General features: G+C 64.0%; 31 protein-coding genes. 15 read left to right on the forward strand and 16 right to left on the reverse strand.

Annotated features, from left to right (window positions below; genetic code table 11):
• Positions 1-12: 12 nt before the first annotated feature.
• Entirely contained in the window at positions 13-528 is a 516-nt protein-coding gene (locus KDC96_RS00150) for a RidA family protein (protein WP_212449653.1), read from the forward strand.
• Positions 529-532: 4 nt separating this feature from the next.
• The gene (locus KDC96_RS00155) at positions 533-757 is read left to right on the forward strand and encodes a hypothetical protein (RefSeq protein WP_212449655.1); all 225 of its coding nucleotides are present in this window, start codon (positions 533-535) and stop codon (positions 755-757) included.
• 307 nt (positions 758-1,064) lie between these two features.
• Here the strand turns inward: KDC96_RS00155 and KDC96_RS00160 are convergent, their stop codons facing one another.
• On the reverse strand, positions 1,065-1,880 hold the full coding sequence (locus tag KDC96_RS00160; RefSeq protein WP_212449657.1) for a hypothetical protein: 816 nt from the start codon (positions 1,878-1,880) through the stop codon (positions 1,065-1,067).
• A gap of 165 nt (positions 1,881-2,045) precedes the next feature.
• On the opposite strand from KDC96_RS00160, the gene KDC96_RS00165 reads away from it, so the two are divergent.
• Entirely contained in the window at positions 2,046-2,639 is a 594-nt protein-coding gene (locus KDC96_RS00165) for a hypothetical protein (protein WP_212449659.1), read from the forward strand.
• Here the strand turns inward: KDC96_RS00165 and KDC96_RS00170 are convergent.
• Positions 2,630-2,947, reverse strand: a complete 318-nt coding sequence (locus KDC96_RS00170; protein ID WP_212449662.1) for a hypothetical protein — start codon at positions 2,945-2,947, stop codon at positions 2,630-2,632. The two genes, KDC96_RS00165 and KDC96_RS00170, sit on opposite strands and share 10 nt — an antisense overlap.
• Positions 2,948-4,094: 1,147 nt before the next feature.
• Between KDC96_RS00170 and KDC96_RS00175 the strand changes: the two genes are divergently transcribed.
• Entirely contained in the window at positions 4,095-4,445 is a 351-nt protein-coding gene (locus KDC96_RS00175; RefSeq protein WP_212449665.1) for an HPF/RaiA family ribosome-associated protein, read from the forward strand.
• 48 nt (positions 4,446-4,493) lie between these two features.
• On the opposite strand, the gene KDC96_RS00180 is transcribed toward KDC96_RS00175, so the two are convergent.
• Entirely contained in the window at positions 4,494-5,711 is a 1,218-nt protein-coding gene (locus KDC96_RS00180; protein WP_212449667.1) for a hypothetical protein, read from the reverse strand.
• Between the two features lie 125 nt (positions 5,712-5,836).
• Positions 5,837-7,072, reverse strand: a complete 1,236-nt coding sequence (locus KDC96_RS00185) for an FAD-binding domain-containing protein (protein ID WP_212449678.1) — start codon at positions 7,070-7,072, stop codon at positions 5,837-5,839.
• Between the two features lie 192 nt (positions 7,073-7,264).
• Between KDC96_RS00185 and KDC96_RS00190 the strand changes: the two genes are divergently transcribed.
• The 7 genes from KDC96_RS00190 to KDC96_RS00215 all read left to right on the forward strand — a co-directional run bounded on the left by KDC96_RS00190 (position 7,265) and on the right by KDC96_RS00215 (position 10,887).
• A complete protein-coding gene (locus tag KDC96_RS00190; protein WP_212449681.1) occupies positions 7,265-7,837 on the forward strand; it encodes a fasciclin domain-containing protein in 573 nt (190 codons plus the stop codon).
• Positions 7,838-7,940: 103 nt separating this feature from the next.
• Positions 7,941-8,375, forward strand: coding sequence for a COG3650 family protein (locus KDC96_RS00195; protein WP_212449683.1), 435 nt, complete (start codon positions 7,941-7,943; stop codon positions 8,373-8,375).
• Complete coding sequence (locus tag KDC96_RS00200; RefSeq protein WP_212449685.1) at positions 8,372-8,758, forward strand: hypothetical protein; 387 nt, start codon at positions 8,372-8,374, stop codon at positions 8,756-8,758. The genes KDC96_RS00195 and KDC96_RS00200 overlap by 4 nt, the downstream gene beginning before the upstream one ends.
• Positions 8,759-8,782: 24 nt before the next feature.
• Entirely contained in the window at positions 8,783-9,190 is a 408-nt protein-coding gene (locus KDC96_RS00205) for a GFA family protein (protein WP_212449687.1), read from the forward strand.
• 247 nt (positions 9,191-9,437) lie between these two features.
• Positions 9,438-10,241: a PAS domain-containing protein gene (locus KDC96_RS00210; RefSeq protein ID WP_305819761.1), complete on the forward strand. Its 804-nt coding sequence runs from the start codon at positions 9,438-9,440 to the stop codon at positions 10,239-10,241.
• The gene (locus KDC96_RS16605) at positions 10,208-10,519 is read left to right on the forward strand and encodes a hypothetical protein (RefSeq protein WP_305819762.1); all 312 of its coding nucleotides are present in this window, start codon (positions 10,208-10,210) and stop codon (positions 10,517-10,519) included. The genes KDC96_RS00210 and KDC96_RS16605 overlap by 34 nt, the downstream gene beginning before the upstream one ends.
• Positions 10,519-10,887, forward strand: coding sequence for a response regulator (locus KDC96_RS00215; RefSeq protein ID WP_212449689.1), 369 nt, complete (start codon positions 10,519-10,521; stop codon positions 10,885-10,887). Before KDC96_RS16605 ends, KDC96_RS00215 begins: the two co-directional genes overlap by 1 nt.
• A 70-nt stretch (positions 10,888-10,957) precedes the next feature.
• Here KDC96_RS00215 and KDC96_RS00220 read toward each other — a convergent pair whose 3' ends face one another.
• On the reverse strand, positions 10,958-12,388 hold the full coding sequence (locus KDC96_RS00220) for a S41 family peptidase (RefSeq protein ID WP_212449691.1): 1,431 nt from the start codon (positions 12,386-12,388) through the stop codon (positions 10,958-10,960).
• A 239-nt stretch (positions 12,389-12,627) separates the two neighbouring features.
• Here KDC96_RS00220 and KDC96_RS00225 point away from each other — a divergent pair, with 239 nt between their 5' ends.
• On the forward strand, positions 12,628-13,221 hold the full coding sequence (locus KDC96_RS00225) for a YbhB/YbcL family Raf kinase inhibitor-like protein (protein WP_212449692.1): 594 nt from the start codon (positions 12,628-12,630) through the stop codon (positions 13,219-13,221).
• 27 nt (positions 13,222-13,248) lie between these two features.
• Entirely contained in the window at positions 13,249-13,500 is a 252-nt protein-coding gene (locus tag KDC96_RS00230) for an SWIB/MDM2 domain-containing protein (protein ID WP_212449694.1), read from the forward strand.
• On the opposite strand, the gene KDC96_RS00235 is transcribed toward KDC96_RS00230, so the two are convergent.
• The 3 genes from KDC96_RS00235 to KDC96_RS00245 are packed head-to-tail and all read right to left on the reverse strand — an operon-like array spanning position 13,497 to position 14,598.
• On the reverse strand, positions 13,497-13,754 hold the full coding sequence (locus KDC96_RS00235; protein WP_212449696.1) for a DUF3253 domain-containing protein: 258 nt from the start codon (positions 13,752-13,754) through the stop codon (positions 13,497-13,499). The two genes, KDC96_RS00230 and KDC96_RS00235, sit on opposite strands and share 4 nt — an antisense overlap.
• The gene (locus KDC96_RS00240) at positions 13,751-14,137 is read right to left on the reverse strand and encodes a DoxX family protein (protein ID WP_212449698.1); all 387 of its coding nucleotides are present in this window, start codon (positions 14,135-14,137) and stop codon (positions 13,751-13,753) included. Before KDC96_RS00240 ends, KDC96_RS00235 begins: the two co-directional genes overlap by 4 nt.
• Positions 14,134-14,598 carry a cupin domain-containing protein gene (locus KDC96_RS00245; RefSeq protein ID WP_212452233.1) on the reverse strand — a complete coding sequence of 155 codons (465 nt, stop codon included), beginning with the start codon at positions 14,596-14,598 and terminating at the stop codon, positions 14,134-14,136. The genes KDC96_RS00240 and KDC96_RS00245 overlap by 4 nt, the downstream gene beginning before the upstream one ends.
• A 47-nt stretch (positions 14,599-14,645) precedes the next feature.
• On the opposite strand from KDC96_RS00245, the gene KDC96_RS00250 reads away from it, so the two are divergent.
• Complete coding sequence (locus KDC96_RS00250; protein WP_212449700.1) at positions 14,646-15,950, forward strand: dipeptidase; 1,305 nt, start codon at positions 14,646-14,648, stop codon at positions 15,948-15,950.
• Positions 15,951-15,960: 10 nt separating this feature from the next.
• Here KDC96_RS00250 and KDC96_RS00255 read toward each other — a convergent pair whose 3' ends face one another.
• From KDC96_RS00255 to dapD, 4 genes are all read right to left on the reverse strand, one after another.
• A complete protein-coding gene (locus KDC96_RS00255) occupies positions 15,961-16,152 on the reverse strand; it encodes a DUF3008 family protein (protein WP_212449702.1) in 192 nt (63 codons plus the stop codon).
• Positions 16,152-16,385 (reverse strand): DUF2945 domain-containing protein, encoded by a 234-nt coding sequence (locus tag KDC96_RS00260; RefSeq protein ID WP_212449704.1) that lies wholly within the window; start codon positions 16,383-16,385, stop codon positions 16,152-16,154. The genes KDC96_RS00255 and KDC96_RS00260 overlap by 1 nt, the downstream gene beginning before the upstream one ends.
• Positions 16,386-16,480: 95 nt before the next feature.
• Complete coding sequence (locus KDC96_RS00265; protein ID WP_212449706.1) at positions 16,481-16,636, reverse strand: hypothetical protein; 156 nt, start codon at positions 16,634-16,636, stop codon at positions 16,481-16,483.
• A gap of 68 nt (positions 16,637-16,704) precedes the next feature.
• Complete coding sequence (dapD, locus tag KDC96_RS00270) at positions 16,705-17,541, reverse strand: 2,3,4,5-tetrahydropyridine-2,6-dicarboxylate N-succinyltransferase (protein WP_212449708.1); 837 nt, start codon at positions 17,539-17,541, stop codon at positions 16,705-16,707.
• 206 nt (positions 17,542-17,747) lie between these two features.
• Here dapD and KDC96_RS00275 point away from each other — a divergent pair, with 206 nt between their 5' ends.
• Positions 17,748-20,177 carry a S8 family peptidase gene (locus KDC96_RS00275; protein ID WP_249171849.1) on the forward strand — a complete coding sequence of 810 codons (2,430 nt, stop codon included), beginning with the start codon at positions 17,748-17,750 and terminating at the stop codon, positions 20,175-20,177.
• Positions 20,178-20,210: 33 nt separating this feature from the next.
• Here the strand turns inward: KDC96_RS00275 and KDC96_RS00280 are convergent, their stop codons facing one another.
• The 4 genes from KDC96_RS00280 to KDC96_RS00295 form a co-directional block, all read right to left on the reverse strand.
• Positions 20,211-21,284, reverse strand: coding sequence for a phosphotransferase family protein (locus KDC96_RS00280; protein WP_212452237.1), 1,074 nt, complete (start codon positions 21,282-21,284; stop codon positions 20,211-20,213).
• 35 nt (positions 21,285-21,319) lie between these two features.
• Positions 21,320-22,408 (reverse strand): Zn-dependent alcohol dehydrogenase, encoded by a 1,089-nt coding sequence (locus KDC96_RS00285; protein WP_212449710.1) that lies wholly within the window; start codon positions 22,406-22,408, stop codon positions 21,320-21,322.
• A 26-nt stretch (positions 22,409-22,434) separates the two neighbouring features.
• The gene (locus KDC96_RS00290) at positions 22,435-23,772 is read right to left on the reverse strand and encodes an acyl-CoA dehydrogenase family protein (RefSeq protein ID WP_212449713.1); all 1,338 of its coding nucleotides are present in this window, start codon (positions 23,770-23,772) and stop codon (positions 22,435-22,437) included.
• Between the two features lie 95 nt (positions 23,773-23,867).
• The gene (locus KDC96_RS00295) at positions 23,868-25,331 is read right to left on the reverse strand and encodes an MFS transporter (RefSeq protein ID WP_212449715.1); all 1,464 of its coding nucleotides are present in this window, start codon (positions 25,329-25,331) and stop codon (positions 23,868-23,870) included.
• Positions 25,332-25,519: the final 188 nt, after the last annotated feature.

Consider the following 25,519-nt stretch of genomic DNA (forward strand, 5'->3'; position numbering starts at 1 on the left):
CGGGAGAGGGAAATGATGAAGACTACCATGACGATAGCTGCCGCCTGTGCGCTTGCGGCCGGCCCCGCGCTGGCCGACCACCATTCCGGCACAGCGCACGTCGCGAAGCAGACCATCATGCCCGAGGACGAACAGGCGCGGGCGTTTCTCGAACAGTTCGGCTTTTCCGAAGCGGTGATCCACGGCGACACGATCTACCTGTCGGGCGTGATCGCCGGGCCGCCGGGCGAAGGCATGACCGAGGAGGAGGCCTACGATCGTGCCTTCGGCTATATCGGCACGGTTCTGACCCGCGCCGGATCGGGCTGGGACGATGTGCTCGATCTCACCACCTTCCACGTCGATATCGAAGCCTCGATGCCCGCCTTCGCGGCAGCGAAGAACAAGGTGATCGAGGCGCCGTTCCCGGCCTGGACCGCGATCGACGTCGACCGGCTGTATTCGGCGGACGGGCTGGTCGAGATCAAGATCGTCGCGCGGGTCTCGCGCATGGCACCCGCGCAGAAGGCCATGCCGGAAGGAGAATGAGTCGATGAGCGGACTGCCCTACGAGGAGGCGCTGGCCGAAGCGCAGTCAGCCCTGGAGCGCGCGAAGGCGCTGCTGCTGGACGAGCTCGCCGAGTATCCGACGCCGATCAGCGGCTGCGACGCGCAATATATCCGCCTGATCAGCGACCGGACCAAGATCGGATCGTGCCTGCGGGTGATGGAGGAGCAGCCGTTCGTGGCGACGCCGAGGGTGCTGGAGGCGGGGTAGGGGGAAGTTACTCTGCAGGCTTCAGACACCTCAAACCATACAGGCCTTTCGATACAAGGCATGTAGACGGAATCGCAAGATTCCGCTAACTATTGATGCACAACGGCGCGCCGCCGGTTGGACTGGAAGCGCGCCGTTGCTCTTACCCCTTGTGGAAGGGGGCAGCGTGGGGGTCGCCCGAGGGCGTCACCCTATAATGTCCGGGCCATGTTCCACATGGCGCACCTCCTTTCCTCCGAGTGGGCAAGCAGCGCGCTTCCGGCCATGGAAACGGCGCGCTGTGCGAGAATAACTGGGCGACTGGCGTTCATTCGCCGGTCGCCTTGTTGCTTTCGGAGCGCTTTACTTCAGATCCTTTGGTGTAGATGACTGCAAAGATGGACTCAGCCATCGTGAGCCAAGCCTTGCGATCATTCTCAGACCACGGCTCGTCAACCATCGGGAGACGGTCAATCATCCCCTGTATGAGCGGGTGGTGGTTCCCGCTTCCGCCACCACCGTTGTCACCGCCCTTAGCTTGCTCTTCGTTGGCAGGAGCATCATTCTGGTTGTCAACATCGCTAACGTTTTGCGCCCCATCGAAGTGCGGTTTCACAAGGCGATCCTCCCCCTTGGCGAAGAAGCCCGCCTGTCGAGCGGAGCGCTCGAATGCCTGCCGCGCCTTGTCGGTCTGTTTGCTGGACACCCCAAGGTTTTCCATTTCGCGCTCAAGCGCCTTCGAGGGCGGCAGGCGCTGACCTTTGTAGTTTTCGTAAATCGCCGAATAGAGTGGAACTGCCAGAAAAGCTGACGCCCGCGCCTCAGCTTCGGTGTCAGGCTCGATAATCCGCAGCCCGATACCGCTCAGCTTTGTCGCATCGCGGCCCTCCTTTTCAGTGAGGCCGAAAATGCGCGCAGTGCCAGTCTTAAGGCGGAACGCGCCGCTCAACGTCTGGTCCATCGTAGCCGCAAGCTCATGTGCTTCCATGGCGCTATGGCCGCGCGTCTTATACATCGCGTGCGCGACCTCGACTGCCGTATCGAGATCAAGATAGGGGAAGGATATGGTGGAGGTCTGCCGCTTCCGAGGCTCAGGTTTTGCCTGCTCCGCCGCCTTGTCGAATTGAACCGTTTCGCCCGTCATGAGGGAACCTCGTGCCTAGTTGATAGGCGCGCCATAACCCGCGTTTGCGGATTGAGTCAATACATCCGCATTATTCCGCAAACGCGTTTGCGGAATGCGAAACTCGAGTCTTTAGAGTCACTTAGCTGATATTGACTAACCACCTGATTCTGTTACATTAAATCCATGGATGCAACATATAACCTAAACGGCGGGTTTAAGCCTGCAACAAAGCGTTTTGCGGATCTGGCAGGGCCAGATTTTTTCCCAACGCCGGCATGGGCGACGCATGCGCTTGTGGATAATGAGGTCTTCAAGGGCGAGATATGGGAGTGCGCCTGTGGCGACGGCTCCATGTCACAGGTCCTTGATGAGACAGGAAATAGGGTTGTCAGCTCCGACCTGTACGACCGTGGTTATGGCGAAAGCAATCATGACTTTCTTGCTTCCTCGCGACGCGCACCCAACATCGTAACCAATCCGCCCTACAATGCTGCGGAAGGCTTTGTTCGGTCGGGAATGGAGCGGGCGGACAGTAAATTCGCACTCTTGTTGCGGCTCGCGTTCCTCGAAGGTGCAAACAGGCAGCGCACGATCTTTTCTGAGTGTCCGCCGTCCAGAGTTTGGGTATTTAGTGAGCGAATTACATTCTATCCCGCTGGCGCTAAGCGGAAGGGAAGCGGCACTACGGCATATGCTTGGTTTGTCTGGGACAAAAGCGCTCCAACCGGAACCGAACTCAAGTGGTTAAAGCCAGGCTACAAGAAGCTCTATTCTTGAGGTACTGAGTCAAGAAACGACCGTCCTAGATCAGTAATACGGATCGTCTCACTTTGAGCATCGTAGGTGGCATAACCGCGAGTAAACATGCTCGTTGATGTTTCACGATGCGAAACAAGGTTGCGAACCTTTTGGCTAAAGTACGTATCGTTTCGCCCATCCAAGATTTGGGCGTCCGTCCCTTCAGGCTGAAATTCATCTTCCATGACTTCAATTAACTTTGTCGTCGTGATTTCCCCACCAAGACTCGCAGCAGCTGCTCGCAATGCCGGAATAATCAAATCACGCTCTCGAATACGAGCGGGCATCTCTATTCTCCATTCCTTAGTGTTATCTTCGCAGAAAAAACTGGGTAGGCAAGGTGGTTTCGTGCAGATCCGCCGAGGTGGAGTGCGGAATTCTGTTTGCGGCCCTTTCCTACACCGCCAAAATCTGCCTTACACTCGCCGATGGCGAACTCCTCTTCCGGCACCTCCGACACCGCTCCCCGATCCACCGCGCTCATCACCAGCGCGTCCTCCACCGCCCGCTCAAGGGACCGACACGACGGCTGGACGCCGCGGCGGCAGGCGACCTTCCTGCGCGCGCTCGCCTCCTCGCACTCGGTCAAGCATGCCGCGCGGGCGGCGGGGATGAGCCGCCAGTCCGCCTATGCCCTGCGCGCGCGGCTCAAGGGGGAGCCGTTCGACCATGCATGGGCGGCGGCCCTGCGCTGCCGCTTCGACGCGCTGGCCGAGGCCGCGATGGAGCGGGCGCTCACCGGGGTCGAGGTCCCGCATTACTACAAGGGCGAGCTGGTCGGGACCTCGCGCAAGTTCGACGAGCGGCTGACGGTCGCGCTGCTGCTGATGCGCGACCAGTTCGCCCCGCCGCGCGCGCGCGCGCCTACGAGCCGGCGGGGGACTACGGCCCGGACGATTTCGGGCGGCTGGTCGAGCGGGTCGAGACCGGCCCCGAGACCTGGGACGAAGGCGCGCGGCAGGAGCGCGAGGCGCTGTATGCGGAGTATGAGGGGCAGGGGGAGAGTGATTAACGGCGGAGTCTTTGTTTGCGCACGCCCATCCGGGCGCGCGATTTCCTCGCTCACGCGGCCTGCGGCCGCATCGCTGCGGGCGCCCGGTCGGGCTTGCGGACCCTTGCGGGTCCGTTCTTGCGCTTCTGGGTGAGGGTGTTTTGAGTTGGAGAAGTGTCAACTTCGCTATTCGGCCAGAAAACCGGGGAGTTCTGCGGTTTTCCGGGCCGAAAGGGCGGGTGACACCGTGTCAGGTGTGTCAACTTGGGAGTGCTTGTGTTCCGCATCGCTGTGGACGGGCGCTCGCCCTTGCGGGCCCTGCGGGTCCGTGCTGCGCGACTGGACCGCAAAACCACTTCCGTCCCGCCGATTTCGCTGGTCTTGAACCGTCCCGATCCCCATATCTCCCGGCAAGAGAGACCAATCAGAGGAGACCTTCGCGCATGCAATTCCAGTTCAATTCCGACAGTTCGGTCATGGGCACCGAGAACGTCGCCGAGCGGATCGAAAGCACGATCCGTCACAAGCTCGCGCGGTTCGAGGATCGGCTGACGCGGGTCGAGGTCCATGTCTCGGACGAAAACGCGCGCAAGGGCGGCGCGGACGACAAGGCCTGCACGATCGAAGCCCGACCCCGTTCGGGCAAGCCGATCGGTGTGACCGAGCATGCCTCCAAGGTCGACGATGCGGCGCGCAAGGCTGCGAACACGCTCGCCCACCGGCTCGAACGGGTGTTCGGCAAGAGCGAGCGGCACAAGCACGACGCGCCGCCTACGAAAGTGATCGACGGATAGGCCCCAGCTGCACGGCGCTGCGCGGTTTCGGGTCGCGCCGGCGCTCCGCTAGGCCTGCTTGCGTCCGAACACCTTGGCCCGCAACCCGCGTCCGCTGAGCGTCGGCAGGCCGGGATTGCTCGGAGTAGGAGCGCTGACCTGCGGCGGCGGAGGGGCAGGCGGCTCGGGCGGGCCATCGTCCGGTCCGATGTTGCGCGCGCGCACCTCGAACTGCGCCCCGGCACCCTCGGCGAGCTTGCGGCTCTCGCGCCAGCGATTGGCTTCCTCCATCTTCTCGTCCTGATCTTCCGGCATCAGGTCGGCGGGATAGGCGCGATCGTCGATCACGTTGCCATCGGGCACGTGCTCGTCGGAGACAAAGCCGTATTCGACATGCTTGAGCGGGGTGAGCTTGTAGAGCGGGACGCCGCCTTCTTCCGCCGTGAGATCGTCCTCGGTCTCTCCCGCTTCGTGCCAGGTGACGCGGTAGGACAGGCTGCGGTCTTCGGGTCCGAACGTGTCGCCATCCGGGATGACATAGCCGTTCTCCATCGTGCAGACCCGCAGGAAGGCGAGGATAGTCTCGTAATTGGCAGCCCACGGAAGGACGCTGGGTTCGACCAGGATCTCGCGGCCGATCCAGTGGCGCGCGCCGAAGGTGCGGATCCCGGCCCTGGGTTCCTCACCGGGACCGGGACGCGGGCCGAACAGATAGGGATGGATGTGCAGCGGCCCGGGAACGCCCCCGGTCGCGTAGTTCTCGAACAGCTCTCCGGGCAGCAGCTGGTCCGACTGGGTCCAGTGCACCACCGATGGCGAAGCATGGTCGCTGGTGATGCGGCTCATCAGCGCGAGCAGTTCGAGGCGACGTTCGAACTCGCTCTGGCTCGCGCCTTCGCGGCGGCGGCCGATCTGTTCGAACATGGCCGCGATCTGGGGGAGCTCCTCGACCCCGCCGAGCACGCCGTGCGACACCTCGAGCAGGATGTGGCTGCGCGAGCGCTCGAGCCGCTGGCGGATGTCGGGGCACAGCATGCCGGTGACCGCAGAGGACAGCGCGCCGCGGAACGCCTCGGGATTGGCCGGCCCTTCGATGTATTCGAAGGATAGTCCGATTTCGCCGCCGCCGAACAGCCGGTAGAACCTGCCGGGATTGCTCTCGGGAACGTTGAAGGTGGCGCCCGACTTCATTTCCTCGATCTTGGCGAAATCGCGCACGGCGGCTTCGAGAACATCGATGCGCTCGTCGAAAACCAGGCAGGCCTGTAAGCGGTTGGGATATTTCACGATGTCGACCCTCCGAATGTGCGCGAGGATCATAAGGCAGAGCCGTAATCGCATGGTTAATGGCGCGAATGTGCGGTTTCGAGCGGAGGATCGCGCCCCGCGGTGAAGATTGGCCAGGCGGAGGATTATGCGGGGTCGCGCGTCCCGGTGATGCCGAGCTCGCCGAGGATCCCGTCGATCTGCTTCTTGACGCCAAAGAACCCGGCGCGGGCATGCGGCCAGGTGGCGCGATCGAGATCGTCGACGAGGATGGTCGCACGCTGGTCGTCGATCAGCGGGGCGAGCGCGGGCATAAGCGCATCGCGCGTCCAGCCCACGGGCAGATGGGGCACGACGACACGATCGATTGCTGCGGTGCCGAGGATTTCGGCGAGGTTGTCGTCCAGCCCCCATTCGCGAGAATCGCACCCGAACGCTGCGGCCGCCTCTTCGAGTCCGCCGCGCACCGCTTCGAGCGCGAAGGTGCGCGCGATCCTGCCCACTCTGCCGGGCGAGCGCGCGTCGGGCCGCGCGGCACCGATCACCAAGGCTGGGGGACGGGGCAGGTCGAGCGGTGCGTGGCTCGCCGCCTCGTCGTGCAGAATCAGGGCGTAGGGCTGCTCGAAGACCTCGGGAGAAGGAGCCTTCGGCACGTCGAGCTGGCGGCGTCCATGCTCGCGACCCTCCTCCAGCGCCGGCGCATCCTCGGCCAGACCTTCGGCTGCGAGCGGCCCGGCGGGATGGTGGGCGGTGTAGCGTGCGATATTGTCGGGCCGGGCGAGGTAGGTCTTGCCCTGGGTGTGCAGCCCGCCGACCCAGCGCCAGCTCAGCGTGTTCGAGGCGGCGTCGCCATCGGCGAGGTGGCGCAGGAAGAAGTCTGCGCCCAGCTGCCAATCGAGCTTGAGCGTGAAGATCCAGATGCTCGCGAACCACATGCGTGCGTGGTTGTGCAGATATCCGGTCTCGGCCAGTTCGCGGGCCCAGAGATCGAAAGCGGCGATCCCGGTGCGGCCTTCGACCGCTTCGTCATAGGCCTTTCGCAAGCCGGAATTGCCATCGAGCGCGCCAAGCGCTTCGTCGCGTTCGGTACAGTAGGCCTGCCAGATCGTCGGGCGCTGCTCGAGATAGCCCTTGAAGTAGATGCGCCAGAATACTTCGGCGATAAACTTTTCGGCGGCGCGGTGGCTGTGGTGCCCGAGCACGCGGTCGATCACTTCCGTTTCGCGCAGCAGGCCCGCGTGGAGCCACGGCGAAAGCTGCGACACGTTGGCGCGTTCGGACCCTTCGTCATGGTTGCGGGTTTCGGCATAGGTGCGTCCGGCGCGTGGCAGGAATGCGGCGAGCCGGTCCAGACCAGCCGTGCGGGAGGGTATGAAGGACATGGCATGGCAACAGCCGAACGGGGCACGGGTTCCTGCCCCGGTTTCCACGGACCGGGCGCATTCGCGACACTGCTCCCGGAACATCCGAGCGCCTGATCCGTTCGTATCTCCGGACAGGCCGTGCATCACCTCATGCGGCCTCGCGATTTCCGGTCGCGCCCGAAACCCTCATCCAGTTCAAGGATATCACCCATGAAGACTTTCAAACTTTCCATCGCCTCGGCCCTCGCTCTGACGCTCGTCGCGTGTGGTGGCGAAGCCGATACCGGCGACGCCATGACTGCCGACGAAACCGCCGTGGCCGAAGAAGCGACTTCGGCCGGAACGATCGTCGAAGTTGCGCAGGGCGACGAGACGTTCTCGACGCTCGTGGCCGCCGTTACCGCCGCCGGTCTTGGCGAAACGCTGTCGGGCACCGGCCCCTTCACGGTGTTCGCTCCGACCAACGATGCGTTCGGCAAGATCGATGCCGCGACGCTGGAAACGCTGACCACGACCGACACCGAAACGCTCGGCGCGATCCTCAAGTATCACGTGGTCGAAGGCGCGGTTGACGCCGCGACCCTGACCGCCGCGATCGAAGGTGCCGGCGCAGACGGCTATGCGGTCACCACTGTGGGCGGCGGGACGCTTACGGCGAAGATCGTCGACGGCGCGGTGGTGCTGACCGACGCGACCGGCGGCACCGCTACGGTGACCGCGACCGACGTCGAAGCGTCGAACGGTCTGATCCACGTGATCGACACCGTGCTGATGCCGCAATAAGCGCATCCATCAAGACAAACATGCGAAGGCGGGCCCGTTCGGGTCCGCCTTTTGCGTTTGTGCTGTGTCGGCTATAGCGTGCCACGGGAGTGGGAGAGACGCGATGGACGGCCTGTTGCGGAGCGGCTGTATTGGCGGCGCGATCGTTCTGGTCGTGGCTGGATGCACACGCGACGACGGGGTCAGCCAGAATAGCGAACCGTATGCCGGTATCGATGCGAGTGAGACGTTGACGCTGCTCGGCACCGAGCCGTTCTGGGATTTCGAGATCTCCGGCGAGACCGCGACCTATACGACGCCGGAAAATCTCGACGGGACAACGATCGCGGTGTCGCGCTTTGCTGGCAACAACGGTCTCGGCTTCTCGGGTGAGATCGACGGCGATGCCTTGCAGATTGCCGTGACGCCGGGCGATTGCAGCGACGGCATGAGCGACCGCACTTATCCCTTCACCGCGACGGTCTCGCTCGGCGATCGGACGCTGTTCGGCTGTGGGTACACCGACAGCCAATCTTTTGGCGGGGAGGAAGCACCATGAATGCATCGCAAATCGGCGCGCGCGTGGGGGGCGAAGGGACGGTCGGACGCGGCTGGCGCACGTTCTTCTGGATCGCCATGGCGTTCAACTTTCTGATCGGGACGATGGGAATGCTGTCGCCCGAAGCCACCGTCGACGCTCGCATCATCGGGCTGCTCGTATTCAGTTTCGGCGTGATTTACCTGCTGGTCGCGCGCGATCCCGCGCGGTTTGCGCCGGTTTTGTGGGCGGGGGTCATCGGCAAGATCGGAGTGGTCGCGCTGCTCGGCCCTGAGACCTTTGGCGAGAACGGAGATCGCCTGATCGCGGGCGTGCTCGTGCTCGACGGCGTGTTTGCGCTCGGGTTTCTGGCCTTTCTGCTTACGCGAGGAGAGTCGCGCTAGCGCGGCACTGGAAAGGGAAAAAGCATGAGCCAGACCGGAGGATGCCTGTGCGGTGCGGTGCGTTACACGCTGACCGCAGAGCCGCTGATGTGCGTCACCTGCCATTGCAAGAACTGTCAGCGACAGGCGGGGAGTGCGCTTTCGATCATCATCGGCGTGCCCGAGGACGCCGTTGCCATCGAAGGCGAGGTCACGACCTACAACGATACCGGAGACAGCGGCGCAACCGTGCGGCGACAGTTTTGCGGCACCTGCGGCTCGCCCGTCTTCACCCGGGTCGAAGAACCCGCTGGCGTGCTGTTCATCAAGGCCGGGACGCTGGACGATACCTCGACGCTCGACCCGCAATTCCATTGCTATACCAAGAGCAAACAGGCGTGGGTCGATCTGGGCGCGATTCCCGGGTTCGAGACGGTACCGCAGGGACTCTGACGCCTGCCCGGAAGCCTGCCGGCAAGTTCCATTTGCGAGGCGTGAGGCGCGTCGCAGCCGTTCACGTTCATCTCGGCCGCATTGCGACGGGCATGGATCGCTTCAAAATCAAAAGCATGCGCGCGAGAGCCTGAAAAACGTCGATCTTTCAGGAACGCGGGCTCGCACTTGTGGTTTGGAAGGGAAAGCACACAGCATCCGCGCTTGGCCGTGACAACCGGGCCAGGCTGCGGGAAAGCAGGTAGACGTGAACACAGACGACGAAAGCGACCGCGCGAGGTCCGACCAGGCTTCGCTGCGGTTTGACGATGCGCCCGACCGCTTTCGGGCCGGCAATTCGAGCGATCAGTTCTCCGGTGCTTCCGGAGTCCTGTTCGAACAGGCGATGGCGCAGACGCGCATGGCGATCTGCCTGTCCGATCCGCACCACCCGGATATGCCGATCGTGTTCGCCAATCGCGCGTTCCGGCGGCTGACCGGCTATTCGGAAGAGGAGGTGATCGGACGCAATTGCCGCTTCCTCCAGGGCCCCGAGACCAGTCCCGAACCGGTCGAACGCATTCGCGAGGCGATCGCGAACGAGGACGTGGTGGTGGTCGAGCTGGTGAACTATCGCAAGAACGGCACCAAGTTCTGGAACGCGTTGCACCTCGGCCCGATCTACAACGACCGGGGCGAGCTGGTGTACTTCTTCGGCAGCCAGTGGGACGTTTCGGACGTTCGTGCGGCGCGGGCGGAAGAGCGCCATGCGAAAGAGATGGCGCGCGAACTGTCGCATCGCATGAAAAACATGTTCGCGGTGATCTCCGGCATCGTCAACGTGACCGGGCGAGTGCGCGGGATCCAGAACGAGGCGGCCGAGATCAATTCGCGCATCCGGGCGCTTGGCCGGGCGTACGAGACGACACTCGACGACGCATCGAGTGGCAGCATCGATATCGGCGAAGCAATCAAGGCGGTGCTGCTGCCCTATGATCGCGACGGCGAACGGCTGGTGTTCGGGGCGAGGACGTGCGCATGCCGTTCAGCGCCATATCCATCGTCGGTCTGATCCTGCACGAGCTCGCCGCCAACGCGACCAAGCACGGTGCCTGGTCAACCGATCAAGGTCGGGTGAATGTCGGCTGGAAGGCGTTGCAGGATTCTGCACTGCTGGAAATCAGCTGGGCCGAAACCGGCGGGCCGCCCGTCGATCCCGGTCAGATGGCGAGCGGGACCGGCACCGCTATCGTCGACCGCCTGCTGGCGGCCGCGCGCGGAACAATCGAGCGATCTTGGAGCGATGCCGGGCTCCGGGCCACCATCTCGATGCCAGCGCGGACGGATTGATGGAACGGACGTGTACCATCCTTGTGCTCGAGGACGAGCCGGTGATCCTGATGGATCTCCAACTGGCAGCGGAAGACTGCGGCTGCATCGCGCTGACCGCATCGACTTGCGAGGCGGCGCTCGAAGTGCTGCACGCCCAGAGCGGATCGATCGATGCGGCGGTGCTCGACGTGTCGCTGGGGAACGGTCTGACATGCCTGCCGGTGGCCAAGGAACTCGACCGGCAGGGCATCCCCTACATCCTGCATTCGGGTGACCTCGATCGCCACAACGAGCGTATTCGCGAGCTGAAGGCCGAGCTGATTTCCAAACCGGCGGCGGCGGCAACGGTCATATCAGCCGCTCTCGCGCACTGCCACGAGCCCTAGTCCGGGGAAGCCCCGTACAGGCCCGGTGAAGCAGCGAGCAGCGCCCGGCAGTTTCTGCAGTCCGGTATTCTCAGAACAGGCCGGGAATCTCGTATTGCGCTGCATTGGGGCGCTCGGGCTGCAGCAATTCGCGGCCGCCGACGCTTTGCGCGGTCTGCCCGGCTGCTCCGGTGATCGGTGCTGCGCACGCACGCCCGGCGAGAAAATCGAGCGCGCCCTTTATTGACGCCTCGGCCGGATCACCGAACGGGGTGAAGATATCGTCATTGGCCCGGCAGGTGTTCGCGACTTCGCTCGCCAGACCGGTGAAGTATTCCCCGTTTCCGTCGGCGTTGAGCGTCTGGAATGTTACTGCGCGCACCCGCAGGTCGCAGGCGTCGAGATCGAATCCGAACTGTCCGACGGGCTTGCCGAAGGTATTCGCCCCGATCAGAGCCATGTTGTTGCCGAGATAGGGGATCATCGAATTGATCACGAGCTCGCTCGCCGAAGCCGTGCCGCCGCGACCGATAAAGGCGATCTTGGTGGGAGCCAGGGCGTTGACTTCGTTCTGGAACAGCTCGGTCGAATTTTCCGACGACTTGGAAGCGCGCAGCACTGTCTCGCTCCACACCTGGCCAACGCGGCCTCTGCCCATCAGGTCGCCAAGCGTGTCGGCCACGCTCACCAGCCCGCCGCCATTGTAGCGGAAGTCGATGATCAACTCGGTCACTCCGCGGCTGCCGAACAGCTGGAATGCGTCGCGCAGCTGGTTGGAAGCATCGGACACGATGAAGGTGCGCAGGTTGAGATAGCCGACCTGCTTTCCGCCATCGTTCAGGATCAGGGCGCCATAACGGTCCGAGATCGGATCGAGCGAGAAATCGCTCTTGGTCACGGTGGTCTCGACGATGGTGCCGCCGACCTGCGCGAAGCGGATTACCCGCGCCGTGCCTGCGGTCGAGGGGCCGAGCGCATCGACCACCGCCTGCGGTCCTCCGCTCGCCATCAACGAGGTGACCGATTGAAGGTTTGCACTGGTGGTGCCGATCGCCAGCAATTCGGTGCCGCGATCCATTCCGGCGGCAAACCCGTTGGCGTTTTCGTAGGCTTCGAGCACGAACACCCGGTTGTTGACCGTGTCGTAGCCGAGCCGGATCCCGAATCCGGCGCTGGAGCCCGAGTTGATGAGGTCGTTTTCTTCCTGGATCGAGGTCGCGAAAGTAAAGCCGCGGTCGCGCGACTGCGCTCGTGCGGGCGCGACCCGGGCGTCGAGGTAAGCTTGGACGTCGTTGAAGCTGGCCGGGTTGACGGTGTTGTCGAGCAGGTTCGGGAACAGATACCATTCGTCGAGGACTGCCCCGGCAAAATTGATCTGATCGGCGACCGAGCATCCGCTGCTAGGCGGGGTGGGTGTGGGTGTCGAGCCGCCCTGCGTCGGCGGCGGGTTGGAGCCGCCTCCACCGCAAGCGACAAGGGCAAGGGCGAGCGTTGCGGATAGGGCGGTGCGACCGATCTTCATGGGGGACACGACTCCGGGGAAATGTTTTGCGACCTGACTTACCTAGATGGGTCGACAATGCATCCCGGGGGGCGATCGGGCAAGAAAATCGGCGCAGATGCCCCCAATCCGGTGCGATCACGGCTGAATTCCAACGTTTTTTGCGGGGTTTTCCGCAAAATCCGGGGCAAATCGTGTCCGCATCCCTCGTCTATCCGCAGCGATGCGACTAGCCTGCACCCCGATGAGAGCAAAGAATCATGCCTGATCTGCCCGATTGGCTGGCATCAAAGCTGCCGCAAGCGGCGCGCCATCCCGGACTCGCTGCCGCGAGCCTCGGTGATGCCCGCACGCTCGGTCGCGGTGGTTTTGCGCTGAGCAGCCCGGCCTTCGCCGAAGGCGATGAGCTCGACCCGTGCTTCACCGCGAAGGAAGAGGATGCCGTCGCTCCGCCGCTGGAATGGACGGCTCCGCCACCGGGCGCGCAGGAGCTCATCCTGATCGTCGAGGACGCCTCCAGCGACAGCCCGGAACCGCAGGTCCATTGGCTGGTCTGGGGCCTGGCGGGTCAGCGCGGCAAGCTGCTCGAAGGCGAGGTGCCGCCCCGCACGGGAAAGAACGCGCACGGCAATTCCGAATGGCTGCTTCCCGATCCGCCGATCGGCGAGACGCGCCACTACGTGTTCCAGATCTTCGCTACCGACCTTCCCCTCACGCTGATGCCTGGCGCCACCCGCAACGACCTGATCGATACTCTGCGCGGCAATGTCACGGGCTGCGCGGTGTTGACCGCACCCTTTACCGGTGTGGAAGCCGCCGACGAACTGGCGTGGGATGAAGAAGAATCCGAATAACCTGCCATAATCACAAGGGAGAATATCATGGCTGGCAAAACCAACGCACTGCAAAAGCCGGTGCAGCTTTCGAGCGAGCTTGAAGCGGTAATCGGCAAAGGCCCGATGACCCGCGCTCAGGTAACCTCGAAGGTCTGGGAATACATCAAGGCCAAAGGCCTTCAGGACAGCAAGGACAAGCGTCAGATCAATCCCGATGCCAAGCTTGGCGCCGTGATCGGCAACGCTCAAATCTCGATGTTCAAGATGACTGCTGCGGTGTCGAAGCACCTCAGCTAAGTCTTGCCGTCAGACGGTCGGCGGCGCGCGATCCGATAAGGTCCGCGCCGCCGCTCGACTGGTTGCCCCTGCCACGACAGGGATATTTGGCCGGCAACAACCATGCTGTCGACCGCTTCGTGGACTTCGCTCATGCAGTGCCGCCAGTCGCCCCGGGGCGGGCAGATCAGCCGTGCGGCTTCGCTGGGGCAGACCGTCTTGCCCGCGCCGCGATCGTCCAGCAGCTGCGATATCGCCTGCTCGGCCCGGCTCATGGCCGCTTCATTACCCCGCCGACCCATAGCGCGAGCCAGATCAGGATCGGCTGCGCGATCATGCGGGGCACGTGATAGGCGAGCCCGAGCCCTCCGTCAGCGCGCGCCATGTCCATCGCGAAATGATTGATATTGGCTGGCCACACGCACAGCGCATACAGTGCCAGCCCGATCCCGCCCGCCTGACGCAATCGCTCGGAGAACGGCTGGAGCAACGCCGCCGCTCCGGCCAGTTCCGCGATCCCGGTCCAGAATACCACCGCTTCGGGCATCGGAACCCAGTGCGGCGTGATCATCAGGAACGGCTCGGGCGTCGCGATATGCGCATACCCGGCCAGCGCGTAGAACACCGCCAGCAAAATGCGAACGCCGGCCTTTATCACGCCGTTGCATCCTTTCCGGGTTGCCAGCCCGGCGGAGCGAGTTCGAACCCGGCAAAATCGAATCCCGGAACGACGATGCAGGAAACCAGCGTGAACCCAGCCGCAAGGTCTCCGGGCGACGCTGGCTCGGCAGCCTGCCATGCGCCGGCCGGCACCAGGCCCTGCAGATGACAATCGGTGCCGAAAGCGGGGCCGAGCGTGAGCGTGCGAACCGGTCCCGCATCGGTATCTGCAATCATCAGGTCGAGCGGGTCGCCGCCCTGCCACAGCCACAGCTCGTCGGCGTCGACCCGGTGCCAGTGCGAGCGTTCGTTCGACTTGAGCAGAAACTGGATGGCGGTGCCGCGCGCGCGGCCCGGCGCATCGACCTGCCCGCGCCACGTTTCGCGATACCACCCGCCCTCGGGATGCGCAGCGAGCTGCAATTGTTCGATCAGCGCACCCGCGCTATCTGTCTGCATCACGATCCATTCCCTTCACGCCTGCCCTACCGGGAGACCCGATCTTGATGCAACATCGCCTTGTTTCACCTGCTGTTCTCGCCGCGCTTTTGGCGGCCCCGCTCGCCGCGCAAAGCGTGGAGGAGGAGATCGCACCGGCGATCGAGACCGACCCTGCGGTGCTCACTGCCAACGCGGCGCTCGAAGCCGCGCCGGTGTTCGACGGACACAACGATGTGCCGATCCAGCTGCGCGCGCGGTTCGACAACAAGATCAACGAGTTCGACTTCGCCGATACCAGCGGGACGGGCGCGACCCATCCCGAAGGCCGGGTGATGCACACCGACCTTGCGCGGCTCGCCGAGGGGAAGGTCGGCGCGCAATTCTGGTCGGTCTACGTGCCCGCAAGCCTTTCCGAGCCCGAAGCGGTGCAGATGACGATCGAGCAGATCGACGTCACGAAGCGCTTGATCGCGCGCTACCCGGGCAGTCTGCGCTATGTCGAGACCGCCGATCAGGTCGAACGCGCGATCGCCGACGGGCGCGTCGCGTCGCTGCTTGGCATGGAAGGTGGCCACTCGATCGGATCGAGCCTGGCGGTGCTGCGCCAGATGTACGCGCTCGGTGCGCGCTACATGACGCTCACGCATTCGAAGAACACGCCATGGGCTGACAGCGCGACCGATGTGCCGAAGCATGGCGGACTCACCGACTTCGGCAAGGATCTCGTGCGGGAGATGAACCGTATCGGTATGCTGGTCGATCTCAGCCATGTCAGCGAAGAGGCGATGCTCGATGCGCTCGAAGTTGCCAAGGCACCGGTGATCTTCAGTCATTCGGGCGCGCGCGCCGTCAACGGCCATGCCCGCAACGTGCCCGACAGCGTGCTCAGACAGCTGCCCTACAATGGCGGGATCGTGATGGTGGTGGCGCTGCCGGGGTTCCTCAACGATGCGCGCCGTCAATGGTTCGCAGCCCGCGAAGCCGAGGAGGCGCGGCAGAACTCGCTGTTCCAGGGGCAACCCGATATTGTGAAAGCGGCTATGGATGCATGGGATGCAGCCAATCCCGAACCGCAAACCACCATCGGTCACATGGCCGACCATATCGACCACATCCGCGAAGTCGCAGGGGTGGAATCGATCGGGGTCGGCGCGGACTTCGATGGCATGCCGAGCGGCCCGGTGGGGTTCGAAGATGTCAGCGGCTATCCCGCGCTGTTCGCCGAGCTGGCGCGCCGTGGCTATTCGCAGGCCGAGCTGGAAATGATCGCGAGCCGCAACGCGCTGCGGGTGCTGCGCCAGGCGGAGCGCTATGCCGCCAGTATTGCCGACCAGCCTCCGATCGAAACGCTGGCGCCACCCGCCGAATAGCCTGCGCAGATCAGCTGTCGCCCGCGGTTTCGGGCAGGTCCTTGTGCGAAGCAGACGCCATGTCCTCGAGCTCTTCCTCGCTCATCGATTCGTACATCTCGATCGAGGCGCCTTCGAGCTCGGACCTGTCGATCTCTCCACGCTTGGCAGACAGCGCCGCGCCCGCCGCCTGCTGCTGCGCCTTGCTTTTCGCTTTGGGCATCAGGTCTTGTCCCAGTCGGAAAGTTCGCTGCCGCGCTTGAGGACTTCGTCGCCGTCTTCCTGCTCGATGAGGTAGGCCGGATTGTCCGCATCGCCGTCCCTGATTACCTCGGTGCCTTGCAGCGTCCGGGTGACTTCGCGTTCGAAGCGCTCCTTCACCTGACCTTTGCCTTCGCCGTTGCCCCAGTTCCACTTGACGTATTGATCGGTCTGGAAGCTGTTGGAATTGCTCATCGTATTCTCCTGATTGGTGTCAGGAGACCAACGATGCACCGGGCAAGGATGTTCCGCCGCGCAGGCTGCGACGAATGCGGGGAGGGGCGAACCGCCTAGCCGTAAAGCGCCGGGACCACCCAGACGACCGTCATGGCGATGACAGCCAGCAGCAGGCTGATCCCCAGCACCCAGCGCATCGCGCCGGTCGTCTGCGCAGCACGGGCATCATCGTCTTCGATGTGGATTTCGTCGTTTTCTTCGTAAGCCATGTCTAACTCCGTTCGGTACGATATAGCGCAGCGCAGCCGGGCCCGATAGCCCGGGCTGCTTCCTGTGTTCAGTCGCGCAAGAGTTCATTGATGCCGGTTTTCGCGCGGGTCTGCGCATCGACCGTCTTCACGATCACCGCGCAGTAGAGCGATGGGCCGGTAGACCCGTCGGGCAATGGTTTTCCGGGCAGTGCGCCCGGAACGACAACCGCATAGGGCGGCACTTCGCCGCGATGCACCTCACCGGTCGCCCGATCGACGATCTTGGTCGAAGCGCCGAGATAGACCCCCATCGACAGCACTGCGCCTTCCCCGACGCGAACGCCTTCGGCGACTTCGCTGCGCGCACCGATGAACGCGCCATCGCCGATAATGACCGGCTCTGCCTGCAACGGCTCGAGCACGCCGCCGATCCCGGCACCGCCCGAGATGTGCACATTCTTGCCGATCTGCGCACACGATCCGACGGTCGCCCAGGTGTCGATCATGGTCCCTTCATCGACATAGGCACCGATATTGACGAAGCTCGGCATCAGCACCGCGCCCTTGCCGATGAAGCTGCCGCGCCGCACCACGGCGCCTGGCAAGACCCGGAAGCCGGCTTCGCTGAAGCGGTTGTCGCCCCACCCGGCGAACTTGGTCGGCACCTTGTCGTAGGCGGCTTCGCCCGCAGACGCGCATTCCATGACGCGATTGTCGTTCAGACGAAAAGAGAGAAGGACCGCCTTCTTGAGCCACTGGTGGACCCGCCAACCGCCGTCGCCATCGGGTTCGGCGACCCGCGCTTCTCCGCTGTCGAGCAGCGCCAGCGCTTCGTTGACGGCATTGCGGACATCGCTGCCGGGGGTGAGGTCGGCGCGGTTTTCCCAGGCGGCTTCGATATCGGCGATCAGGGTCTCGGTCATGGTAACTCCGGCAACAGGCCTGGTGGAAAGGCCATTCAACCACGGCCGCAATGCCGCGCTCGCGCTGCTAGCGGGGCAGGAAGGGTGCGGCAAGGCCGGAACGTGGGAAATGCCGTCTCTGCTGGCGAATGCGTCCATTCACTTGTCAGCGCGTTAATCCTATGCCTATGAGCGCCCGGCTAGGGGGTTGTTTCAGGAAGGACCCGATGCCCGAATCCCTTGAGCCCGATCCCCTCGGCCATGCCGCACCCCGAATGGATCGCGCTGCGCCGATCCGGTGGAAGGTCATTGCGGGTGCCGCCGCCTGTGCCGCGTTGACAGCGTGCGGCGGCGGTGGGGGCGGGATCGCCCCGGGACAGATTGCAGCGCCGCCGCCGGTCCCTCCGCCTCCCCCTCCACCACCTCCGCCGCCACCTCCCCCTCCGCCCCCCACCAATTTCGACACGGCGGAGTTCCGCCGATCGGACGGGCCGGGCTTTCACGGCGCGGTAAACGCGTGGCAGGCCAATTTCACCGGTGCGGGCGAAGTGATCGCGGTGATCGATACCGGGATCGACAGCGACAGCCCCGAATTCGCGGGCCGGGTGCATCCCAATTCGCGCGACGTGGCCGGCAATCGCGGGATCGACCCCGACGACGATCACGGCACCAATGTCGCGCTGGTCGCAGCGGCAGCCCGCAACGACACCGGAGTGCTCGGCATCGCGTTCGACGCGCAGCTCCTCGTTGCTCGCGCCGATCGGCCGGGATCGTGCGGAATGGATACGCCGCAGGACGCGACGCTGGGCTGCGCCTTCGCCGATACCGATATCGCTGCCGGAATCGACCTCGCGATCGACAATGGCGCGACCGTGATAAACCTCAGCCTCGGCGGGGGCGGGGCATCGCAGCGCCTGCTCGATGCGATCGCGCGCGCGGCCGGTGCCGGCATCATCGTGGTGGTGGCAGCCGGAAATGGCGGCGACGGTTCCGAACCGGGGATCGATCCCAACCAGCCCGATCCGTTCGCCTCGAGCATCGTTCAGGCCGGCAACGGCAATGTCATCATCGTCGGCTCGGTCAATGCTGCTGGACAATTGTCCGGCTTCAGCAACCGGGCGGGCGATTTCGCCGGGTCGTATCTTTCGGCGCTCGGCGAACGGATTTGCTGCGTCTACGAAAACGGCCAGGTATTCGTCGAGAATATCGGCGGCGACCAGTTCGTGACGCTGTTTTCGGGCACCAGCTTTGCGACACCGCAGGTCGCTGGCGCGGCGGCAATTCTCGCGCAGGCTTTTCCGAACCTGACCGCGCAGGAGATCGTGACGATCCTGCTCGACACAGCCCGCGATACGGGCGCGACGGGTGACGATCCGGTATTCGGCAGAGGCATTCTGGATATCGCGGCGGCAATCGCGCCGCAGGGTACGACCACCCTGGCGGGGACCGGCAATACGCTGGCGCTGGCCGACGATTTCGCGCTGGGTTCGGCAGCGATGGGCGACGCGCTGGGCGGCGCATCGCTCAAGACGATCATCCTCGATCGCTACGATCGCGCCTACACGGTCGCGCTCGGCAACAACGCGCGCAGCGCCGCACAGGTTCAGCGCCTTCGCGGCGCGGTCGAGCATAGCGGGATCAGCCGCTCGGTGGCGGGTGATGGTTTCGCTGCGGCGGTGACCGTCGGCGAAGGACAGCGGGCCGCAGGCCTCGGCTGGACCGCAAACCTGCAATTGACGCCCGAAGAGGCCGACGGTGCACGGGTGCTGGCGGCGCGGGTTGCAGCGCGGATCGCGCCCGACCTGCAGCTCGGCTTCGCCGTATCGCAAGGCGCAAAGGGCCTCGTCGGACAATTGCAGGGTGCGACCCGTCCAGCCTTCGCGATCGCGCCGCAGGCGGGCGGCGATGCGGGTTTCCTCGACAGCAGCGAAGTCGCGATCGCCGCGCGGCATGCGGTCGGACCGTGGGGACTGACGCTTTCCGCAGAGCGCGGGCGCGCATGGCTTGGCGACAATCGCCGCGCGGGCGATGTGGTCTATGGTCTGCGCGAACGGCGCCCGACTTCAAGCGTCAGCCTGGCGGCGGATCGCCGCTTTGGCGGGTGGGACACGGTGCTGTCCGCCACCTGGCTGAGCGAGGAAGACACGCTCCTCGGCGCGCACTTCAACGCGGCGCTGGGATTGCGAGGCGCGGACACGGTCTTTGTGGATGGGCAGCTGGGGCGCGAGTTTGCCCGCAACTGGCGCATCGGCGCGGCCTACCGCGCCGGTCTCACAACCCCTCGCGGCGGCGCATTGATCGGCGAGGGCTCGCAGCTGTTCAGCGAGGGTTGGTCGCTCGACCTTGCAAAGCGCAATACATTCTCGTTCGGTGACAGCCTGGGTTTGCGATTGAGCCAGCCCTTGCGGGTGAGCGGCGGATCGATCGCTTTCGACCTGCCGGTTGCCTACGATTACGCGACCGAAAGCCCGATTATCGGGCGGCAGACGCTGTCGCTGTCGCCCGAAGGTCGCGAGATCATGGGCGAACTGGCCTGGGCTTCGCCGCTGGTGTTCGGCTATGCCAATGCGAGCCTGTTCTACCGCCACCAGCCGGGACATTTCGCCAACGCACCCGCCGACATGGGCGTGCTGGTCGGCTTCAACGCCTCGTTCTAGCTACTCCGGCATAAGTCTTTGTCGTTGGATGCCCTATTCGGGCATCCCGGCATCGCGCGCGAACCTGTAGGCGCGCGCGACCAGCGGCTGCACCCGGTCGCTCATCGCCTTGGCGTGGGCTGAGGACGCCGTGCCGTCGATCACGCGCTTCTTGATCCCCTGCATGATTCCCGCGAGGCGGAACAGGTTGTAGGCGAAATACCAGTCCATCGGCGGGACCGGATAGCCGGTTCGCGCGACGTAGCGCTCGACCGCTTCTTCCTGCGAGGGAATGCCCAGCGCCCCCAGATCGAGCCCGAGCAATCCGGCACGGCCATCGGCGGGGTTGTGCCAGTTGAGCATCAGGTAGCTGAAATCGGCGATCGGATCGCCAAGCGTCGAAAGTTCCCAGTCGAGCACCGCGATGATCCGGTTTTCGTCACGCGCGAAGATCACGTTGTCGAGCCGGTAGTCGCCGTGCACCACGCTGCTTTCGTGCTGCGGCGGGATCGTTTCCGGCAGCCATTCGATCAGCCGCTCCATCTGCGGCATGTGCTCGGTTTCTGAGAGCTTGTACTGCTTCGACCAGCGCGCGATCTGCCGCGCGCAATAATCGGTCGGCTTGCCGTAATCGCCAAGGCCGATTGCGTCCGGCTTGTTGAGGTGCAGCTCAGCCATCGTGTCGATCAGCGCGTGGTAGATTTCGCGCCGCTGGTCGGGCTCCATGCCGGGCAGCGCGCCGTTCCACAGCGAGCGCCCGTCGGCCATGCTCATCACGAAGAATTTCGATCCGATGACGTCCGGGTCCTCGCACAGTCCATAGGTGCGCGGGACGGGAAAGCCGGTCGGATACAGGCCGGTCATCGCCTTGTATTCGCGGTCGACCGCGTGCGCGCTCGGCAACAGCTTGCCGAAAGGCTGGCGGCGCAACACGTAGTTCGCGCCGGGCGTTTCGATCTTGTAGGTCGGGTTGGACTGCCCGCCCTTGAACTTGGTGTAGCTGATCGGGCCTGCAAAGCCTTCGACATTGGCTTCGAACCAAGCGGTCAGTGCATCGAGATCGAGCTTGTCGGCCTCGGGCACATCCACCGTGCCGACCATTTCCTTATCGAAGTCGATGTCGGGCATGCCCGTTTCGGGATTGGTCCTGTTCGTTTCTGGCATCAGTCAAACACCACCACGCTGCGCGCCGAATGTCCCTCGCGCATCTTGTCGAAACCGGCGTTTACGTCCTCAAGGCCGATCCGCTCGGCGATGATCGTGTCGAGATCGAGCAGCCCGCGCAGGTAAAAATCGACAAGGCGCGGCAGATCGACCGGGAAATGGTTCATCCCCATGATCGCGCCCATCAGCTTCTTCCCACTGAGCAGGTCCATAGCGCCCAGACCAACCTTGCAATCCAGCGGCATCATCCCGAGGATCACCGCCGTGCCTCCGCGCCGCAACGAAGCGACCGCAAGATCGGCGGAGGCCTGGCGCCCGACCGCTTCGATCGCCCAATCAACCCCGCCGTCCGAAAGGGCGAAGATCTGCTTGATCACATCGTCTGCCAGCGCATCGACGGTGTGCGTCGCACCGAGTGTTTCAGCCAGCGCACGCTTTTCCGGCAGCGGATCGGCGGCGATCACCTTGCCCGCGCCGGCAATCTTGGCGGCGTTGATCGTCGCGAGGCCAACGCCTCCGCAGCCGACCACGAGCACCGTTTCGCCCGGCGTCACCTTGCAGGCATTGAAGATCGTGCCGGCACCGGTCGTCACCGCGCAGCCGATAACGGCCGCCCGGTCGAGCGGCATGTCCTTGTCGATCGCGACGCAGGCGTTTTCGTGGATCAGCATCTGTTCGGAAAGCGCCGAGAGGTTGAGCATCTGATTCACCGGTTCCCCGCCCGCACGCGTAATGCGCGGGGGATCGTCCTTGCCGCGCCGCGTCGCTCCGCCAAGGCACAGCGCCATCCGGCCGGTGACGCAGAATTCGCACTGGCCGCAAAAGGCGCTCAGGCACGTGACGACATGGTCGCCCGGCTTGACTGTCCGCACTTCCGAACCCACCGCACGCACCACGCCTGCCGCCTCGTGCCCCGGAATGCAGGGCAGGGGATGCGGATAGGCGCCGTCGATGAAGTGCAGGTCCGAATGGCACAGCCCGCAGGCCTTGGTATCGATCAAGACCTCATGCGGGGCCGGATCGGAATACTCGACGTCTCCGATCACGAGCCCTTGGCCCGGGGTCTCCAGGATTGCCGCTTTCGCCATGTTTGGCCTCTCCCCCTGGTGTGCGCCTAGCGCGCGACGCCCATGTCGCCCGAACTGAACGCGCCGCCATCGTTGGCCGCGCGACCGGCACCGCCACGCAGGGCGTTGGCGGTCGGGCCTTCTTCGGGCACATGCTTGCCGAACTCCATCCGCGCGATCGAGCGGGCGTGGACTTCGTCGGGGCCATCGGCGAGCCGCAGCGTGCGCTGATGGGCATAGGCCGAAGCGAGGCCGTAATCCTCCGACACGCCGCCGCCGCCATGCGCCTGGATCGCATCGTCGATGATCCGCAGCGCCATGTTGGGCGCCTGCACCTTGATCATCGCGATTTCCTGCTTGGCAGACTTGTTGCCGACCTTGTCCATCATGTCGGCCGCCTTGAGGCAAAGCAGGCGGGTCATGTCGATATCGATGCGGGCGCGCGCGACGCGCTCTTCCCAGACCGAATGCTTGTAGATCGGCTTGCCGAACGCCTCGCGCTCCTGCAGGCGGCGGCACATCTTGGCGAGCGCCTCTTCGGCGACGCCGATGGTACGCATGCAGTGGTGGATGCGGCCCGGGCCGAGGCGGCCCTGCGCGATCTCGAAGCCGCGTCCTTCGCCAAGCAGCATGTTGGTGACGGGGACGCGCACGTCCTTCATCTCGACCTCCATATGGCCGTGCGGCGCGTCGTCGTATCCGAACACGGGCAGGTGACGGATGATGTTCACACCCGGCGTTTCGATCGGCATCAGCACCATCGATTGCTGCGCGTGGCGCTTGGCTTCGAAATCGGTCTTGCCCATCACGATCGCGACCTTGCAGCGCGGATCGCCGAGGCCCGAAGACCACCACTTGCGCCCGTTGATGACGTATTCGTCGCCATCGCGCTCGATCCGGGTCTCGATATTGGTCGCGTCGGACGAGGCGGTGTAGGGCTCGGTCATCAGGAAGGCGCTGCGGATCTCGCCGTTCATCAGCGGTTTGAGCCATTCTTCCTTCTGTTCGCGCGTGCCGTAGCGGTGAAACACTTCCATGTTGCCGGTGTCCGGAGCGGAGCAGTTGAACACCTCGCTGGCCCAGCCGATCCGGCCCATTTCCTCGGCACACAGCGCGTATTCGAGGTTGGTCAGGCCCGGCCCGTCGAATTCGAACGTGTCGTCGACATGGTGGTGGCTGTCATTGCGCGGCGGCATGAACAGGTTCCAGATGCCCGCTTCCTTGGCGAGCTTCTTCTTGTCCTCGATGATCTGGATGACCTTCCAGCGATCGCCCTCGGCGTCCTGAGACTTGTAGGTGTCCATGTTGGGGCGGACATGCGCTTCGATGAAGTCGCGCACGCGGTCGCGCCAATAGGCCTGGCGTTCTGTGGGTTCGAAATCCATGGGGGCGTTCCTCTCGTCGGTCCTGAATTGCAATCGAATCTGTTGCGCGCGACCGTGGCAGAGCACGGATGGCGCGCCAAGCTCTCATTTGTGCGCTAGCCCATGCCCGGAGCATGCGTTTCGGCTGCCAGGGCGGCGGCACGCGCGGCGATGCGAGCTTCGTGGTCTTCGCGGCTGATCGGAAAGCGACCGAGCCAGTAGGCGGCGATCAGTGCGAGGACGACGACCGCAATTCCGAAGGTAACGATCATGGTCGCCAGGACCTCGAACGGAACGGTTGCGGGATCGGCTCCCGTTTCGAGTTGCGAAAAAGCGATGATCTGCCCCGTCAGCGCCGCGCCCAGCCCGGTCGCGCATTTCTGCACCAGCCAGTTGCCCGAGTAGAACGCCGCTTCCGCCCGACGACCCGTGCGATCCTCGAACGCTTCGACGATTTCCGCGATCATGGACGATGCCGAGATCATGATGACCACCCCGAACATGTTCGAAAAGATCGTGAACCCGAAATACAGCGCGGTCGATGCAATCGTCCCGGTAGCGGGCCAGAAGCCGAGCACGAACATCGCGTAGGGTGCCAGCCCGATGACGAGCGCGGCGATTGCGCTGATTGCGGCGCTCTTCGGCTTGCCGAACCGGTGATGCATCGGTCCGACGATCAGAAACATGCCGATCACCGAAATCGCCAGTACTAAGGGGTATGCGGTCAGACCGTTGAGCCATTCGGGTGCCCGCTCAAATGTGACGCTGTCCAGCCGCCACACGAAGATGTTGAGATAGTTCGAGATCGAAAACGTCATTCCCTGGCTGATGTAGGCGGCGAGCCCACCGGCGGCGAAAACCAGAAATGCCTTTTCGCTGAAGGCTTCGTAGATTTCCGCGAAGGCATCCTTCAGATTGAACGGCGGGGGTTTAGTATCGGGCAGATGAGCCACGATGTGATGCTGCCCGATCGCCGAACCGAGCACAGCGATCGCCATCAGGATCGCGCCGAACGTACCGAACGCGGGATAGCCTTCTTGCTGGAGCAACCCGTTCTCGCCCGGCATGAAGACCGTATAGGCCAGCACCATCATCAGGATACCGCCCATCCAGCCCGAAAGGTAGCGATAGCGGAACAGCGTGGTGCGTTCGTGATAGTCGGATGTCAGTTCCGGGACGAGGCTGACCGATGGCACTTCGCAGGCGGACAGCAGGACGCGCACTGCGACCATAATGCCGAGCAAGCCGAGGGCAGTGGGTGCCTCTCCGCCCGGAGGAGACCACAGAACGACCCATGCGAACGCCAGTGGAATGGGCGCGGCGTAGAGCCACGGCAATCGTCGGCCCCAGCGCGTGTAGGTCCGGTCAGACATGTATCCGATGATGGGATCGACGAATGCATCGATCAGCAGTGCCGCAAGCAGGATCAGGCCGACGAGCCCTGCATCCATCCCGAGTACCTGGCTGTAATAGAACAGCAGGAAGAACAGAAAGCCGCCATCCTTCACGCCGAAAGCCACGGCTCCGAAGCCGTGAATCAGTTTGAGGCGCATCGGCAGTTTGCCCTCGATACGGCTCATAGGGCGTGACCGTGAATGACCACGCCAGCATCGAATCCCGGCACAAATCTCTCCTCAGCTCCCGTCCCGAACGTAAACGGCGAACGTTTCGCGTCAACGGAAACCGGGTGACGCTACGGAACGCTGCGCTCGTATTTCTGCGCTTGCAGGCACCCCGACTCATCCCATAACGTGAACGTCAAGTGGGA

The organism is Erythrobacter sp. JK5 (assembly GCF_018205975.1).
Lineage (GTDB): Bacteria > Pseudomonadota > Alphaproteobacteria > Sphingomonadales > Sphingomonadaceae > Erythrobacter.